This window comes from Myxococcus hansupus, from assembly GCF_000280925.3.
In the GTDB taxonomy this organism is placed as follows: domain Bacteria; phylum Myxococcota; class Myxococcia; order Myxococcales; family Myxococcaceae; genus Myxococcus; species Myxococcus hansupus.
Genome location: NZ_CP012109.1, coordinates 4,727,458 through 4,743,077 on the forward strand (window position 1 = coordinate 4,727,458; position 15,620 = coordinate 4,743,077).

Below are 15,620 nucleotides of genomic sequence, written 5' to 3' on the forward strand. Positions count from 1 at the left end.
CCCCGGTTTCCAAGTCAGAAACCGGGGAAGTGGATTGCCCTACCGCGCCCCACGACCGAGCAGCACATGCCTCACGGTGTGGAAGATGATGCCCACATCCAGGAACAGCGAACCGTTCTTCACGTAGTACAGGTCGAACTCCAGCTTGTTCCGCGCATCCTCCACCGACGCGCCGTAGGGGTAGCGAATCTGAGCCCACCCCGTCAGGCCTGGCTTCACGGCCTCTCGCAGGCCATAGAACGGAATCTGCTGCTTCAACTGCTCGACGAACACTGGCCTCTCGGGGCGGGGCCCCACGAAACTCATGTCTCCCGTCAGGATGTTGAACACCTGGGGAATCTCGTCGATGCGCGTGCGGCGGATGAAGCGGCCCACCCGCGTGACACGGTCATCATTCGCCTTCGCCCAGACAGCACCATGCTTCTCCGCGTCCGTCCGCATGCTGCGGAACTTCCACAGGTGATACGTGCTACCGAACAGGCCGGTCCGCTCCTGGCGGTAGAAGATGGGCCCCTTCGAATCCAGCTTGATGGCCACCGCGACCAGCAGCAGGAAGGGCGAGGAGAGCAGTAGCAGGAGTGATGCCACCGCGATGTCGAACCCCCGCTTGAACATGCGGCGCAGCGGGGACACGGTCAGCTCGTCCGCGAAGGCGAAGTCGCTGGCCCGCAGGAACTGCACCGGAATCCGGCGAAGCACGCGCTCGCAGAAGCCCGTCGCTTCATAGACGCGCCGTCCCTCGATGCGGCAGCGCAGCAGGGCGTCCACCCAGTTGGCCCCCCGCATGTCATCCGCCGCCTGCACCACGTACGCCGCGTTCAACCGAGAGGCCGTCTGCTCCAACGGCTCGCCCGAGGTGCGCGGGTCCGTCAGGCCGACGATGCGGTAGCTGCCCTCACCGCCTGCTTCAATGGCGCTGGCCACCGCCCGTGCCTTCATGCCCTCGCCGACGATGAGCACCGTGTGCGGCGCCCCCACCAGCGCGCGGATGGACACCCGCACCATCATCGTGCCGGCCAGGGCGCCCATGGCCCCGCCCAGCAGCGTGCCCGGCGGCAACTGCACCGGCACCACCAGGGGCGTCACCAGCATGACCCCGCCCGCCGTCATCGCGGTGACACCCGCGGCCTTGAGGAACCGGTATCCCCGCTCCCGGTCCTCCGCGGCCACGCGAAGGTCATACAGGTCCAACAGGTACAGCGTGAACTGGAAGGTGACGACGAAGGCCGCGCCCAACCCCACCAGCGTGGGCCACAACTGCGCCAGGGGGGTGTGCGTTCCTTCAGGCGCGAAGAGTGCCGCGCAGGCCGCCGCGCCCATCACGCAGGCCAACGCGATCGCCGAACTCTCGGCGAGGAAGAACGTCAGTTTCTTTGCAGAGAAATAGTGGTGAAAAACGCGGAGCACGTGCCCCTCCGACCTACCCGCCCAACCGCCCCTCTTCCACCTCCGGCGCCGCTCCCCGTTGCCAGGGAGCGGCGCCGAAGCCGAACGCCTCCCACGGCTACTTCTTTTCGTAGTTCTTCAGGTACGGCGCCGAGTGGACCTCCGCGCCGTTCAGCACACACCCGACGATGGGCGCGCCGCCCAGCGTCTCCACCGCCTGATGCACGGCCTTGCCCGAGGTGACGTTCGCGCGGATGACCATCAGCACGCCGTCCGCCTGGTGGCCGAGGATGGCCGCGTCCGCGAAGGGCAGCGTCGGCGGCAGGTCGATGTAGACCTCGTCGAAGCCCTCACGCACCGCCTTGAGGAACTGCTTCATCCGCCCGCTCGCCAGCACCTGCGCGGTGTCCTCCGGCGTGACACCCGCGGGGATGAGGGCCAGGCGCGTGGAGTTGAACCGCCGCACCACGTCCCGCACCTCGCAGTCCCCCGCCAGCAGCTCCGCCAGGCCCATCTTGTTGCGCATGCCCAGCGTGGCCGCCACGCCGCCCCGGCGCAGGTCCGCATCCACCAGCAGGATGCGGCGCTCCGGGTTCGCCCGGGCCGCGGCGAGCGCCAGGTTGACGCTCGTCACCGTCTTGCCCTCGCCCGGCATCGCCGAGGTGAGCGCGACCACCTTCATCGGCCGCAGGTCCCGCATCCGCTCGAGCCTGTAGTAAAGACTACGGTATTGCTCGGCCGCGGCCGATGCCGGCGCCGTCAGGGTCACCACGCGGCGGTCCACCGCGTTGCCGCCCGCCGGGTTCTCGTCCACTCGTGGAAGGAAGTTGCCCGCCCGCTCCATCGTCTGATCCATCACCGTCCTCCGTCCTTTCAGGCGAGACTCAGTTCAACGACGTGGGGTTGGACACGCTGTTCCTCGCCCCCGAAGCCGGCATCAGAATCCGCCGCTCCGTCTTGCCCTGCATTTCCGGGACCACCGCGAGCACAGGCAGCGTCAAGCGCTGGCGAACTTCCATGCCGTCGCGGAGGCTGTCGTCACGCATCTCCAGCACCGCACCCGTCAGCACACCCAGGCCCAGGGCCAGGAGGAAGACGATGAGCATGCCCGCCATGCGGTCCGGCCGGGCCGGGGTCGCCGGCACGCCCGCCGGGGAGATGACGTTGAACAGGCTCTTGGCGCTCTTGGCCTCCAGCTCCTGTGCGATTTCCGCCTCCACCTTGCGGCTCACCACGCTCTGGTACTTGGTGCGGGAGATTTCGTAGTCGCGGTTCATCACCGCCAGCTCATGCGCCCAGCGCGGGGTGTTGTTGAGCCGGCCCTGGTACGCCTCGGCCTGCTTCTGGAGGCCGACAATCTCCTGCTGGATGCCGCCAATCAGCGAGGACACGCGGGTGCGCTCGGCGCGCTCGGCCCACAGCCGGCCCTCGGCGTCCTTGCGGCGGGCCGTCATGCCATCCAGCTCCGTCTGCAGGCGCTTCACCTCCGGGTGGTCCTCCGTCCAGTTGGTGCGTGCATTCACCAGCGACCGGGTGAGCCCGCTCTCCGCGGCCTCCAGCCGGCCCGCCTCGCTGTCCACCGCGTTGCGAGCCCGCGCCAGGTCGGAGCGGCGGGCCTCGGCGACGCGCAGCTCCTCGGACTTCGTCTGGAGCTGGTGCGACACGCGCTCCAGGCCCCGCATGTTCATCTCCATCTGCTCGGGCAGCTCACCCAGGTGGTCCACCTTGAACTGGGAGATCTTCTGCTCCCAGGCGCTCACGGCCTTGCCCATCTGCACCATCTCCTCGTTGAAGAGGTCGGTGGCGCGAGCCGCCTGCGCCTGACGAATCTTCAGCGTCTCGTCGGAGAAGATGGTCGGCAGGCGGTTGGCCACCTGCGCCGCCACCTGCGGGTCGCGGTTCGCGTAGGTGAGCTCGAACGCCGTCTCACCCTCCACGCGCACCGTGAGGTCCTTGCGCATCTGCGAAACCGCGGCCTCCATGCCCTTTTCGGACACGATGTCCGGGTAGAGGTTCATCTCCTCGATGGCCTTCTGAAGCACCGGACGCGCCAGCAACTCCTGGCGAACGGTGAGCAGCCGCTGCTCGATGATTTCGCTCACCGTGCGCTGCACCATCTCCTCACCCGGCCGCTGCGGCTCCACGCGGACAACCACGGATGCCTCGTACATGCTTGGCCGGGTCATCACGATGGCCGCACCCACCACGAAGACCACTGCTGCGATGGCACCGACCAAGGCCTTGCGTCGCCACAGGGCGCCCAGAAGCTGGTCTGCCGTCATCCCTCGCTCCATGTTCCGCTCCTCCTCCATCCCACTCGCTGTACCTACCAAGGCGTCACCACCAACCGGACGGCGAAGACATTTCGCGTCAAGTCCACCGTGCTCGCCGAATCCGCCAACCCCACCTGTGCAATGCGATCCACCGCACCCTGCGCCGCCAGGCGCCGGTCGATGCGGTACTCCACACCACCACTCACCGCGTAGCCTTGAGACACCCGCGATGCGCCTCGAAACACGGCCCAGTCCACCGACGGGGCCACCCCGTTCCGGAAGAAGCTCGCCGCGCCGAACACCGAGAACTTCTGGTTGAACCGACGCGCCAGCAGCAGCGACGCGTAGTCCGCCCACAGCGCGTTCGTGAAACCGTTCGCGCCCACCAGGTCGTGCCCCATGGACACGCCCACATCCAGCAGCTCACCTTCGCGCTGCAGCTCCACATTCACCCGCGGAACCCAGCCACCCTGCTGGCCCACCGGGGCCAGGTACCGCACGGGGCCGCCCCGGACAGTCAAGGTGGTAGGCCGCGTCAGCCGATACCGCAACCCCAGCGCCGCGCCGTGCGACTGGCTCAGGCTCCCCTCGTAGAGGAAGCCCTGGTACCGGTACTCCAGGCCCAGGCTGAGCCGCCGCGTCGTGCGGTGCCAGGCCTCCAGCGACGGCGTATGCGCATAGCCCGCCTGCTGGCCCACATCGATGATGCGCACCGCCTCGAAGCGGTAGCCCGCGCGGACGTCGATTCGCTGTGACACGCGGTTCGTCACGCCCAGCGTCGCCTGCGTGAAGAACGTGGGCAGCGTGGACCGCGCCAGGCCGTCACGCGGCAGCGAGCTGGGGTCGGTGACGCGGAACACCCGCACCGCCGCGTCCAGCCGCAGCGTGCGTGACAGCAGTTGCCGGGCCTCGAGCCCGCCCCGGTGGTCCAGCGTCGTCCTGCCCGAGCCATGCCGCATCAGCAGGTCGGCCGCGTAGAAACTGTCCAGCGTGAGCCGTGCGTCCTTCGCCTCCAGCCCCAGCCGGGGCGTCAGCTTGGTCATCAACTGCCCGGTGCCGTCGCCGCCCAGACGGAGGTCGTCGTCGAACCGCTCCTCCGCCGTCAGCCGCAGCCGAGGCTCCCAGATGGTCGCGCCCTGCGCGGCGGGCGCCGCGAACATCAGGCCCGCGAGTAGCCACTTCTTCCAGTTGCCCTTCACCGTCGCCCTCCGTCCCGCACGCCAGCCACCGTCCACGTCACCCACGCCTCTGGATAAGACACCCTTCACGGCACGACGATGGTGTCACCCGGGCGGAGCATGAGCTCATGGCCGCCATCCGGAGAGATGAGGTCGCGGTAGCGCACCGGAATCTGGCCGCCCTTGCTGTCATTGCGGATGACGACGATGCCGTCCGAGTTGGCGAAGTCCGTGAAGCCACCCGCCAGCGCGATGGCCTGCAGCAGCGACACGCGGCCGCGCAGCGGATAGGCACCCGGGTGGGCCACCTCGCCGGTGACGAACACGCGGCTGCTGTTCACCTCGCGGACGATGACCGTCACGCGCGGCTCCTGCACATACGACTGGTAGGCCTGCTTCAGCGAGTCGGCCAGCTCCGTGGGCGTCTTGCCCGCCGCGTGGACCTCCCCCACCATGGGCATGGAGATGTAGCCATCCGGACGAACTGGCAGCGTCCGGGACAGCTCAGCGTCACGCCACACGGCGATGTCCAGCACGTCCTCGCGGCCAATCCGATAGGGCTGCTCCGTGTTGTCCACCTTCACCTGAGACTGGTGCGCGCACCCACCGAGGAGCATCACGCCCAACACCGTCCAGAACCCCGCGCTCGTCTTGCCCATCGTCCACTCTCCCTCAACTGCGTGTGTCGCGCCTCCGGCCCAACAGCCGCCGGGCGTTGCTTCCGGCGGCGATGCCTTAGCAGCGCGTGTGCCACGTACCAGGGGGAGGGAAAGCCCATGGATCGCAGTGGGTTACGAAATGCCCTCCTGGAGGAGCCCATGGGGTTCGGGAAATTTTTCCGGCATCGTACCCGCGTCGCACATGGTGCTTTCTTCAGCCTTTGCTCTGATCAGAGAACGACTTTTCCCTCTCCCACCCCGCCAACTTCCCATTTCACGTGTCAGATGGCTGGCACGCGTCTTGGATTGAAGTTCGGGCGGGGTAAGGAAGTTCACAACGCGTAATGAGTTCGCGAGAACAGGGGCGGGTCGGATGAGGAAGGCAGCAGGGGCGGTGGCGGCTTCGTTCGCGATGGGTACCGGGGCCATGACGTTCATGGGCGTGGCGTTCGCAACCCAGATGGAAGCCGCAGTGGTGGCGGTGGTGGGGCTGGCGCTGTACGCAAGCAGCGCCCTGCTTACGAACAAGAGCCCGGTGACGCCGGCGACCAGCGTCGCGAAGCAGGCGTAACCGGCTTCACCTGAAAGAGGCCTGGCGCCGCGTCCTGGCGCCGGGCCTCTGGCGGTTGCACCCCGCGCCAGAGCCTGCTCTATGGTGCGCCGCCATGGCAAAGCCACAGTACTGGCTCATCAAGAGCGAACCCTCCGTCTACGCCTACGCTCAGCTCGCGAAGGACGGAAAGACGGAGTGGACGGGCGTGCGCAACTTCGAGGCGCGCAACAACATCCGGGCGATGAAGCCCGGGGACCTCTGCCTCTACTACCACTCCAACGAGGACAAGGCCGTGGTGGGCGTGGCCCAGGTGCTCACGCCGCCGGGCCCGGACTCCACCGCGCCCGGCGAGGACTGGGCCGCCACGTCCATGGGGCCCGTCACCGCCTTCACGCAGCCGGTGGAGCTGGCCACCATCAAGGCCGCCGCCGCGCTGAGCGACTTCCCGCTCGTCACCCGCGGCCGGCTGAGCGTGGCGCCCGTCACCGCCACCCACTTCAAGCAGGTGTTGAAGATGGGAAAAACAGTCCTGCCCAAGTAGTACCGTGATGCTGGTGGAGCATTGCCCCCGAGGGCATACTCGTGCGCCGTGAGCGACACTGACATCCGCAAGATTCCGGCGCGGGAGACGCGGGGCCTGCGCCACGCCATCCTCCGGCCCAGCCAGCCCCCCGACATGGCCGTGTATCCGGGTGATGATGACGCGGACACGCTCCACCTGGGGGCCTTCATGCAGGGGCGCCTGGTGGGCGTGGCCTCGCTCTACCGCGAGCCGCCGCCGGACGCGCTGCGCGCCACCACCGCATGGCGGCTGCGAGGCATGGCCGTGGACCCCACCCTGCGAGGGCACGGCCATGGCGCCGCCCTCCTGAAAGCGTGCATGGAGCATGCGGCCCAGCAGGGCGGTTCCCAGGTGTGGTGCAACGCGCGCATGACGGCGTCAGGCTTCTATCGTGCCCAGGGGTTCGCCCACCGGGGCGAGCCCTTCGACCTTCCCGGCATCGGGTCGCACCATCTGATGTGGCGCACCCTCGAGACCTCGTGATGACCACCCTCCCCGACCTCGACGCCATCCGGACGTCCATCGAACGCATCGACGAGGAAATCCTCGACGCCCTCCGCCGCCGCATGGACCTGGCGGACGACGTGGCGAAGGCCAAGCTGGCCGCGGCCGCGCCCTTCCGGGACCAGCGCCGGGAAGACCTGCTGCTGCGCCGCATCCGCACCCGCGCCGCCGAGCATGGCCTGGACCCGCATGAGGTGGAGCGCATCTGGCGCCTCTTCATCGACATGTCGGTGGCCCGCCAGCACGAGCTCGTCACGCGGCTGGACAGCACGCCGCTGCGCGTGGGCTACCCGGGCGTGGAGGGCTCCTACAGCCACCTGGCCGCGCGCCGCCGCTACGCGCACCGCTCCGGGGGCGTGCTGCTCACCGGCTTCGACCTCACGCGAGAGGCCGTGGAGGCGCTCCGCCGCGGCGAGCAGGACCTGGTGCTGCTGCCCATTGAAAACACCACCGCGGGCAGCATGAACGAGACGTACGATTTGCTCGCCGAGGGCGGCGTGGTCATCACTGCGGAGCTGGTCAGCCAGGTGGACCACCGGCTGCTGGGACTGCCCGGCGCGAGGCTGGAGGACCTGCGCGAGGTGCTGTCGCATCCGCAGGCGCTGGCGCAGTGCGAGACGTTCCTCCGCGAGAAGGTGCCCTGGGCCCGCGCGGTGCCGGACGTGGACACCGGCGGCGCGGCGCAGAAGGTCCGCGAGCGCAATGACGCGTCGGTGGCGGCCATCGCCAGCGAGACGGCGGCGCAGCGCTTCGGGTTGGAGGTGCTCGCCGCGGACCTGCAGCCGGCCTTCGACTACACGCGCTTCGTGGAGGTGGGCCGCGAGGCCACGCCCCTGGCGCCGGGCATCCCCTGCAAGACGTCGCTGATGGTGATGTTGGAGCACCGGCCCGGCACGCTGGGCGAGATGCTGCAACGCCTCACGCTGCGCGGGGTGAACCTGAGCAAGCTGGAGTCGCGCCCCATCCCCGGGCAGCCGTGGCAGTACCGCTTCTATCTGGACGTGGAGGGCCACGCGGCCTCCGCGGCGGTGACAGCGGCGCTGGAGGACATCCGTCCGCTCACCTCGTCACTGCGCGTGCTGGGCACGTACGCCCGCGCGGAGGCGCCGCATGGCTGAACCGCGACGGCGCCGCATCGCCTTCCAGGGCGAGCCCGGCGCCTACGGTGAAGAAGCGCTGCGCGTGCTCCACGGTCCGGACGCGGAGGCCGTCCCCTGCCTCACCTTCCGCGCCGTCTTCGAAGCCGTGGCCGAGGGCCGCGTGGACGGCGGCGTGGTGCCGGTGGAGAGCTCGCTGGGGGGCCCCGTGGCGGAGACGGTGGACCTGCTCCTGGAGCACGACCTGCCCGTGACGGGCGAGCTGTCCCTGCGCATCCGCCACTGCCTGCTGGCCCCGCCCGGCCAGACGTTGGAACAGATTCAGCGCGCCTGGTCGCATCCGCAGGCGCTGGCGCAGTGCGCGGGCTACCTGCGGCGGCGCGGCATCACCCCGCTGCCGGAGACGAACACCGCCATCGCCGCGCGGAAGGTGGCGGAGGAGGCGCTCCCGCACACGGCCGCCATCGCGAGCAAGCTGTCCGCGTCGCTGTATGGCCTGACGGTGCTGGAAGAAGGCGTGGAGGACTCGCCGGACAACTACACGCGCTTCCTCACCCTGGGCCCCGCGCCCGAGCGGGCGTGGACGCGCCGCAAGACGGCGCTGGCCTTCACCACGGACAACGGGCCGGGCGCGCTGTACCGCGTGCTGAGCGCCTTCTCCTCGCGCGGCCTCAACGTGGCGCGGCTGGAGTCCCGGCCCCAGCGCCGCGCGTGGGAGTACGTCTGGTGCCTGGACGTGGACGGCGCGCTGGAGGACCCGCGGGTGCGCGAGGCAGTCACAGCCGCCCAGGCCGCCTGCATCACCCTGCGGGTGCTCGGAAGCTACGGCGTGGCCTGACGCTCAGGCGGCCGGGCCACCCGTCCCGTCACCCAGCCGCACGGCCTCGTCGTACGCGCCGCGCACCAGGTTGACGTAGCGCTGGAGCGCCGGGAGCTGCTCCATCCGCAGGGCCTGCGGGCCGTCACACAGCGCGGCCTCCGGGTGCGGGTGGAAGTCCACGAGCACCATGGAGGCGCCCGCGATGAGGCCCTGGCCAATGGCGTGGAAGATGTCGGGCAGCCCGTCCGGCGGCGGCGCGGCCTGGCCAATGGCGTGCGAGGGGTCCACGCACACCGGCAGGCGGGTGAGGCGCCGCACCACGGGCACGTGCGCGAAGTCCACCATGTTGCGGTGCGGGTCCCCCAGGTGCGTCTTCACGCCGCGCAGGCAGAAGACGATTTTCGGATTGCCCTCGCTCGCCACGTACTCGCACGCGTTGAGGGACTCCTCCAGGGTGATGCCCATGCCGCGCTTGAAGAGCACGGGGAAGACGCGCTGCTGGCCAATGCTCTTGAGCAGCTCGAAGTTCTGCGCGTTGCGCGTGCCCACCTGGAGCATGACGCCCGTGGCGTTGCCGGAGCGCTCCAGCGCGTCGCGAATCTCGTCGATGTGACGCGGGTGCGTCACCTCCATCGCGACGACCTTGATGCCGTGCTTGCCCGCGGACTCGAACACCCACGGCAGACACGCCGCGCCCAGGCCCTGGAACTCGTACGGGTTGGTGCGGGGCTTGTAGGCCCCCATGCGCGTGGTGCGGATGCCGACGCGGGCGAGCGCCGCCATCATCGTGTCCACGTTCTCCGGGTTGTCCACGGCGCACAGGCCGGCGAACACGTTGACGGTGCGCTCGTCGAAGTGGATGCCGTTGTACTCGAAGCCGGCGGACGTCCGCTGGCCCTTGTGCCGGCCGATGACGCGGTACTTCTGCGACACGCGCACCACCTGCCGCACGCCCGGAATCTGCTCGAACGGCTCCACGGGCACCTGCGCCGTCGAACCCAGCAGGTAGACTTCCGTAATCGTGTACTCGGAGCCCCCGATGACGTGCGTCCGAGGCGTCACTCCCTTGTACTGAGAGGCGACCTGGAGGACGGCGGACACCACGGACTCAGGCGAGTCCGGCTCGAGCATGACGATCATCTGGTTCTCCCGGGCGGCGTTGTCAGACTTTACGCGAATTACGTGAAGTGTAGCGGAAAAAGGCCGCGTCAGGTGTAACATTCCGACCCGCCTCGCCGCGTCCGGACTTGAAACCGGGAGCGAAATCCAGTCCGTGCAGTCCCGCCAGGGATGCGCCTGCTAGGCCGGTACGGGACGGAGCCGGGTGGCGAGCTGGGCGTAGTGGTCTCTCTGCGCGGTGTCGCCCAGGTGCTCCCAGACGTCGGACAGGGCGCGGGCGCATTCGGCGTACGCCGGGGACAACTCCAGCGCGAGCTCGAAGACGTGCCGCGCCTGCCGGTAGCGGGCCTTGTCCGGACGGCGCGAGCCCCGGGTCAGCAGCGCGTTGCCCAGGTTGTAGATTTGAACGGCGGTGGATTCGCGGTAGCCCGGCGTGGGGTTGAGCTGCGTGGCGCGCTGGAGCAACTGCGCGGCGGCCTCGGGCTCTCCCAGCTCCAACTGGCACAGCGCGGCCTCGCGGTGGGCCTCGGCCTCGTTGGGGTCCACTTCGATGGCGCGCTCGAAGCAGCGCAGCGCTTCATCGAAGCGCCCGAGCGTGGCGAGCGACGCGCCCTTCCCCGTGAGCGCCGGGACGTGCTTGGCGTCCACGGCCAGCACCTTGTCGAAGGCGGCGATGGCGGCTTCGTGGTTGCCGGCCATGGACAGGCTCACGCCGTCGTTGAAGGCCGCGAACAGCAACTTGGACATCTCTCCCCCAGTGGAAGGGTTGCACCGGCCACGCTCCATGGCCGGAGGGTCAGCCTCTCACCGGGGAAGTCCGCATGGAAAGGCGCCATTCCGCAGCGCCCTTTCGTCCCGCTGATGGGAGCCATTGGCCCCGAATCAGATGCGCATTCCCAGTTGCACACCAGGCCACAGGAGGATGCCCCCAGCGTCCAACCGCGACAGACGGCTCAGGTTGCGAACGCTCTCCCCGCCCACGTCATGCAACACGTTGAACGTAGGGCCGCCGATGAGCGTGAAGCCCCGCGCCACCTGAAAGCCCGCCACCACGCGGAGCTGATGCAGAAGCCGGTTTCCCGAGAAAGATGCATCCCAGTCGTAGAGCGAGTGAGACACCACGTCCACGTCCAGGAAGAAACGTTCGGTGAGCGGCAGATGCCCGCCCAACCCCAGGCCCGTGGACCAGTGGCTGGGGCCTCGCGCGCCCTCCACGTTGCCCATGCCCACCACCAGCGTCGTGTAGAGGTGCCGGCTGCCCACCTTGATGGCGGCGTTGGCGTAGTTGAAGTCGTTGCCGAAGACCTCGACGTGGAACTGCCCGTTGCGCGCGATGCTCACCAGCCCCACCGGCACGCCCGACTCCAGTTCATTCGACACGTTGACGAGCCCGAGCTGGAGCCCGTTCATCCGGCCCGCCACGTTGACGAGCCCCACCTGCGCGCCCTTCACGTCGCCGCCCACGTTGACGATGGCCACCTGCGCGCCCCGGGCCTGCGCCGCCCAGTTCATGCCCGCCGCCACCTGAGCGCCCGCCACCCGCTCCCCCGCGTAGTTGAAGCCCGCCGCGCCCTGTACGCCGTCAACGTTGCCAGCCGTCCAGTTGCCGCCGGCCGCGAGCTGCGCGCCCGCCAGCGAGCTCCCCGACACGTTGGCCCCCACCGCGAGTTGCCCCACCGTGCCGCTGCGCCGCGCCATGTTGAACCCGACCGCGGCCTGCAGGCCCTCCGCCGTCCCGTGCACCCAGTTGCTCCCCACGGCCAACTGCGTGCCGGACATGTCGCCGCGCACCACGTTGGCGCCCACGGCCAACTGCAGGCCATCCACCTTGTCGGTGGCCACGTTCGACCCGAGCGCCACGGCCACGCCATCCAGGCGCGCCATGCGGGCCACGCCCATGGAGAACGACACGTTGTTGTCCACGGGCGCGCCGCCCGTCATCAGGTCATTCGTCTGGAGGCCGGGGAACAGGCCCACGTTGAAGAAGCGGGAGCGGCTGCCCGTGCGCTCCGCCGCGACTTCGGCCCCCGCCGTGCTCGAGGACGCCTCCACCGTCGGCATCGGGCCCCCGCCGCGCATGGCCGTCAGCTCCCCCTGCACCGCGCGGAACGCGGAGGCCGCGAGCACCGTCCGGCCGCCGTCGCCCAGCTCGAACTCCGCCTGTGACGTCTGGTCGAGCAGCTTGCGCATCACCGTGTAGCGGCCCTTCTGGAGGCCCAGCTCGGTGGTGCGGCCCGCGTACTTCTTCAGCTCCACCACCAGCCGCCCTTCGGCGTCGCGGACGTAGAGGCGACCATCCACCAGGTCCCCCAGCACCAGCACCGCCGAGGTGGAGCGCAGGTCCGTCATCACCAGGTCCCCCGTACCCGCCAGCTCGATGTCATAGGCGGGGTGCTGGGCCCCCGCGCGCGTCTCCTCGGTGCGCGCGAGCGTCTCGTGGAAGGCGAACTGGTACGCCTCGTGGAGCGTCACCCGGCCGTCCCCGGACATGTCCGCCGCGCCGCGAAGGCCCGACACCAGGTTGTGCGTGAAGAACGAACCGCCAATGCGGTCGGACTCCTGGGACACCTCGTCCTCGGAGGACGACGTGAGGATGGCGTGGCCCCGCACCGCGGAGGACGCATCCACCACGAACGCCGGGCGGCGCACCCCGCCCTTGCGCCGAGCCAGCGTGCCGGAGGCGCACGAATCCAGGATGGCGATGCGCACGTCGGCGGGGAGCGACTCCAGCGCCTTGCGCAGCTCGCGGTAGCCGAAGCGGTCCTTCTGCAGGAGCAACCCCTGCTCGTCGGAGTGGCCGGAGTAGTAGATGAGCGCCTCGATGCGCGTGCCCGGCGTGGCCGCCGCGGACAACATCGACTTGAAGCGCACCAGCGCGTCTTCCAGCGCCGCGCGGTTGCCCTCCATCATCATCAGCTTGTCCTGGGGCTGCACGCCGCCGAGTTCCTCCAGCACGTTGCCGAAGGAGCGCGCATCCGTGACGGCGTAGCGAAGCCGGGCCCGTCCCTCACCGCCGTCGTTCACGCCCACCAGCAGCGCGAAGCGGCGCACCGCGGCCTGGGGCGCGGAGGGCTGGGGAGCCGCCGCGGCCAGCACGGGCACGAGCAGCAGCAGACTGAGGAAGGACCGCGTCATCACCGCACCTTTTCCAACGTGAAGGACGTCTGGCCCAGGGTACCCGGAAGTGGCAGTGGCAGGGTGCGCGCCTCAGAGGGCTGGCGGGCAAGCGCGCGCGCCGCCTCCAGCACCTTCGCCACTTCCACGGGCCCGTCGGACGTGACGAAGAGGAAACGCTCGAAGTCCGGCGCGTCGTCGAGCTCGTAGGCGTGCGCCAGGGACACCGCCTCTCCCGTGCCCAGCGCCGTGCTGCCCGTCGACGTCGCGGGGTGGTGCAGCGTCACCGCGCCGCGCCCATCCACCGACACCACGACGCCGTGCCGGCTCCCCGCGGAGACGTAGCTGAGCTGCAGGACATCCCCGGGACGGACCTCCGCGTGGTCGGAGAGCAGCTCTGGCACCTGTGCCCCCTGCCGGTGCACGCGCAGGCGCGGATGTCCCTTGATGCGCTCGGTGGCCACCTCCACCCGGGGCGGCGACATCCCGGCGGGCTCCGGAAGCTCCTTCGGGGCCGACATGAAGAGCAGCACCAGCGAGGCGGCCACCGGCACGCTGAGCGACAACCCATGCCATCCCTGGGACTCGCCGCGCCGCGCCACCTCGTCCCGGACCTGGGCCAGCCGCTCACGCCGGGCCACCTCCGCCGCCACGGTGGCGGGCGGGTGACGCTCCAACGTCCGGCGAGAGTCCGCGTCGAGCCGGGCCAGCCGCACGGCGCCGCCGGGCTCACGCTCGAGTCGGGCGCGAGCGTCGTCCAGCGTCTCCGGCGGCAGCTCGCCCAGCGCGATTCGCTCCAGAAGCCAGTCAGGGATGCCAAGGGCCATGCGCAGCAGGTCTCCAGCGCGGCGAAAAGCCCTCGGTTCCTGGGTACTGCCGCCTCCGGCCTCGCGCGTCTCCTGGAACACCGCCCCCTCAAGAATCTGTCACCCGCCGCACGACAGCGCCGTGGCTGTCACGGGGGACGACGTGGGACAGCCTCCGGCGGGCACCCCACTCACAGGGTGAGAATCATCAGCTCCCCGTCGACGAAGGTGTCCCCCACCTTCAGCGCGTGAGGCTCCACGCCGTAGGTCCGGAACCCCACCGAGCGGTACAGCGCGTGGGCCGCGGCGTTCCCCACGGAGACGACGAGCAGCACGCACTCGAGCCCCTCCATCTTCCGCCCCTCCTCGACGAGCGCGGAGAGCAGGCGCCGGCCCACCCCCCGCGAGCGGAACTCCTGCGGCACGAACATGCCCCACACCACCGCCTTGTGGGCCAGCTTGGCCCGGACCTCCCGCTTCAGCCCCAGCGTGCCCACCAACTGGGGCCCCTCGAAGGCGCCCAGGACGACCTGGGAGGGACCGGCCTCCAGCCAGCCGCGCATGGCGTCCAGCGGCAGCGCCGCATCCTCGGCGTGCGAGGCGCCGAAGGCCTCCGGACTGTCCAGGAGCCCGCGCAGCCGCAGCGCCCGGAACGCGTCCACGTCCTCCGGCTGAAGCCGGCGCACGGAGAGGGCCGAGGGCACCGAGGGGCGGCCCTCGGCCTCCAGCAGCGCCGTGTAGCCCGCGATGAAGTCCGGGTAGCGCGGTGCCCACCCCAGCGAGCGCAGCCGGGCATTGGAGATGGCGCGGTCGCCGCGCACCGTCTCGTTGAGGCTGTCCAAGGGCACGCGGGGAGGCATCGGGACGCCCAGCCGCGCACTGAGCCAGGCCACGGGCTCCTCCGTGGGCGCGGGCCGGTCATCCGCGACGCAGAAGACGGCGCCCGCTTCTCCCCGCGCCAGCACCACGCGGATGGCGTCCACCAGGTCATCCACGTGGATGCGGGAGATGCGGCCACCGCCGCCCTCGGGAATCCGAAGCGCGCCCGACAACAGTCGCGTGTGCATGCTGCGCCCCGGCCCGTAGATGCCGGCGATGCGCATCACCCGAGCGCCCAGTTGCAGATAGCGCGACTCCGCCTCGACGCGTTCGCGCGATGACGGGGTGGACAGCTCCACCGGCGTGTCCTCGTCCACGTGGCCCCGCGCGCGGCCATACACGCCCGTGGACGAGAGGTAGATGAGCCGCTCCGGCATGCGCTCGGCCAACGCCGCGGCGATGCGGGCGTCCAGGCCGGCGTCGGGTGGCACGGAGATGACGACGTGCGCACCGGCCGTTTGCAGCAGCGCGTCTTCCACGGAGGTGACGCGGGCCCCCGCGTGTTCCAGCTCGGCGCGGCGGGCGGCGTCTCGGGTGGCCGCCAGCACGTCACGGCCCGCGCGGGCCTCGGCCACCGCGAACCGCGTGAGCGTGTATCCGGACCCCAGAAGGACGAGAGGAGGCGTCATGTCCCCGCGATAGCGAGACCGCGGGGACTGTGCAAGCAGAG

The 15,620-nt window shown here is 70.0% G+C and carries 15 protein-coding genes; 5 read left to right on the forward strand and 10 right to left on the reverse strand.

What is annotated here, in order from left to right; translation table 11 throughout:
- Positions 1-39: 39 nt before the first annotated feature.
- The 5 genes from exoE to A176_RS18100 form a co-directional block, all read right to left on the reverse strand.
- A complete protein-coding gene (exoE, locus tag A176_RS18080) occupies positions 40-1,407 on the reverse strand; it encodes a polyisoprenyl-phosphate hexose-1-phosphate transferase ExoE (RefSeq protein WP_002640299.1) in 1,368 nt (455 codons plus the stop codon).
- Positions 1,408-1,504: 97 nt separating this feature from the next.
- On the reverse strand, positions 1,505-2,242 hold the full coding sequence (locus A176_RS18085; protein ID WP_002640298.1) for a CpsD/CapB family tyrosine-protein kinase: 738 nt from the start codon (positions 2,240-2,242) through the stop codon (positions 1,505-1,507).
- 28 nt (positions 2,243-2,270) lie between these two features.
- Complete coding sequence (locus A176_RS18090) at positions 2,271-3,698, reverse strand: GumC family protein (RefSeq protein ID WP_002640297.1); 1,428 nt, start codon at positions 3,696-3,698, stop codon at positions 2,271-2,273.
- Positions 3,699-3,712: 14 nt separating this feature from the next.
- Positions 3,713-4,858, reverse strand: a complete 1,146-nt coding sequence (locus tag A176_RS18095; RefSeq protein WP_002640296.1) for a porin family protein — start codon at positions 4,856-4,858, stop codon at positions 3,713-3,715.
- A 65-nt stretch (positions 4,859-4,923) separates the two neighbouring features.
- Entirely contained in the window at positions 4,924-5,496 is a 573-nt protein-coding gene (locus A176_RS18100) for a polysaccharide biosynthesis/export family protein (RefSeq protein ID WP_002640295.1), read from the reverse strand.
- Positions 5,497-5,890: 394 nt separating this feature from the next.
- On the opposite strand from A176_RS18100, the gene A176_RS18105 reads away from it, so the two are divergent.
- From A176_RS18105 to pheA, 5 genes are all read left to right on the forward strand, one after another.
- On the forward strand, positions 5,891-6,067 hold the full coding sequence (locus tag A176_RS18105; protein WP_002640294.1) for a hypothetical protein: 177 nt from the start codon (positions 5,891-5,893) through the stop codon (positions 6,065-6,067).
- A 94-nt stretch (positions 6,068-6,161) separates the two neighbouring features.
- Positions 6,162-6,590 (forward strand): EVE domain-containing protein, encoded by a 429-nt coding sequence (locus tag A176_RS18110; protein ID WP_002640293.1) that lies wholly within the window; start codon positions 6,162-6,164, stop codon positions 6,588-6,590.
- 48 nt (positions 6,591-6,638) lie between these two features.
- Positions 6,639-7,094, forward strand: a complete 456-nt coding sequence (locus A176_RS18115) for a GNAT family N-acetyltransferase (RefSeq protein WP_002640292.1) — start codon at positions 6,639-6,641, stop codon at positions 7,092-7,094.
- The gene (locus tag A176_RS18120; protein ID WP_002640291.1) at positions 7,094-8,233 is read left to right on the forward strand and encodes a bifunctional chorismate mutase/prephenate dehydratase; all 1,140 of its coding nucleotides are present in this window, start codon (positions 7,094-7,096) and stop codon (positions 8,231-8,233) included. The genes A176_RS18115 and A176_RS18120 overlap by 1 nt, the downstream gene beginning before the upstream one ends.
- On the forward strand, positions 8,226-9,050 hold the full coding sequence (pheA, locus tag A176_RS18125; RefSeq protein WP_002640290.1) for a prephenate dehydratase: 825 nt from the start codon (positions 8,226-8,228) through the stop codon (positions 9,048-9,050). Before A176_RS18120 ends, pheA begins: the two co-directional genes overlap by 8 nt.
- Positions 9,051-9,053: 3 nt before the next feature.
- Here pheA and A176_RS18130 read toward each other — a convergent pair whose 3' ends face one another.
- The 5 genes from A176_RS18130 to A176_RS18150 form a co-directional block, all read right to left on the reverse strand.
- A complete protein-coding gene (locus tag A176_RS18130) occupies positions 9,054-10,172 on the reverse strand; it encodes a 3-deoxy-7-phosphoheptulonate synthase (protein ID WP_002640289.1) in 1,119 nt (372 codons plus the stop codon).
- Positions 10,173-10,331: 159 nt separating this feature from the next.
- Positions 10,332-10,898, reverse strand: coding sequence for a tetratricopeptide repeat protein (locus A176_RS18135; RefSeq protein WP_021781524.1), 567 nt, complete (start codon positions 10,896-10,898; stop codon positions 10,332-10,334).
- 135 nt (positions 10,899-11,033) lie between these two features.
- Complete coding sequence (locus tag A176_RS18140) at positions 11,034-13,286, reverse strand: caspase family protein (RefSeq protein ID WP_044890787.1); 2,253 nt, start codon at positions 13,284-13,286, stop codon at positions 11,034-11,036.
- On the reverse strand, positions 13,286-14,092 hold the full coding sequence (locus A176_RS18145; RefSeq protein WP_044890786.1) for a hypothetical protein: 807 nt from the start codon (positions 14,090-14,092) through the stop codon (positions 13,286-13,288). Before A176_RS18145 ends, A176_RS18140 begins: the two co-directional genes overlap by 1 nt.
- 170 nt (positions 14,093-14,262) lie before the next feature.
- Positions 14,263-15,579 carry a GNAT family N-acetyltransferase gene (locus tag A176_RS18150; RefSeq protein ID WP_002640286.1) on the reverse strand — a complete coding sequence of 439 codons (1,317 nt, stop codon included), beginning with the start codon at positions 15,577-15,579 and terminating at the stop codon, positions 14,263-14,265.
- Positions 15,580-15,620: the final 41 nt, after the last annotated feature.

Excerpts from the sequence above, each read along its gene's own strand:
- A176_RS18150 (WP_002640286.1), bottom strand. The coding sequence starts at position 15,579 with ATGACGCCTCCTCTCGTCCTTCTGGGGTCCGGATACACGCTCACGCGG.
- A176_RS18110 (WP_002640293.1), top strand. The coding sequence starts at position 6,162 with ATGGCAAAGCCACAGTACTGGCTCATCAAGAGCGAACCCTCCGTCTAC.
- A176_RS18140 (WP_044890787.1), bottom strand. The coding sequence starts at position 13,286 with ATGACGCGGTCCTTCCTCAGTCTGCTGCTGCTCGTGCCCGTGCTGGCC.
- A176_RS18135 (WP_021781524.1), bottom strand. The coding sequence starts at position 10,898 with ATGTCCAAGTTGCTGTTCGCGGCCTTCAACGACGGCGTGAGCCTGTCC.
- A176_RS18085 (WP_002640298.1), bottom strand. The coding sequence starts at position 2,242 with ATGGATCAGACGATGGAGCGGGCGGGCAACTTCCTTCCACGAGTGGAC.
- pheA (WP_002640290.1), top strand. The coding sequence starts at position 8,226 with ATGGCTGAACCGCGACGGCGCCGCATCGCCTTCCAGGGCGAGCCCGGC.
- A176_RS18100 (WP_002640295.1), bottom strand. The coding sequence starts at position 5,496 with ATGGGCAAGACGAGCGCGGGGTTCTGGACGGTGTTGGGCGTGATGCTC.
- A176_RS18120 (WP_002640291.1), top strand. The coding sequence starts at position 7,094 with ATGACCACCCTCCCCGACCTCGACGCCATCCGGACGTCCATCGAACGC.
- A176_RS18090 (WP_002640297.1), bottom strand. The coding sequence starts at position 3,698 with ATGGAGGAGGAGCGGAACATGGAGCGAGGGATGACGGCAGACCAGCTT.
- A176_RS18130 (WP_002640289.1), bottom strand. The coding sequence starts at position 10,172 with ATGATCGTCATGCTCGAGCCGGACTCGCCTGAGTCCGTGGTGTCCGCC.
- A176_RS18145 (WP_044890786.1), bottom strand. The coding sequence starts at position 14,092 with ATGGCCCTTGGCATCCCTGACTGGCTTCTGGAGCGAATCGCGCTGGGC.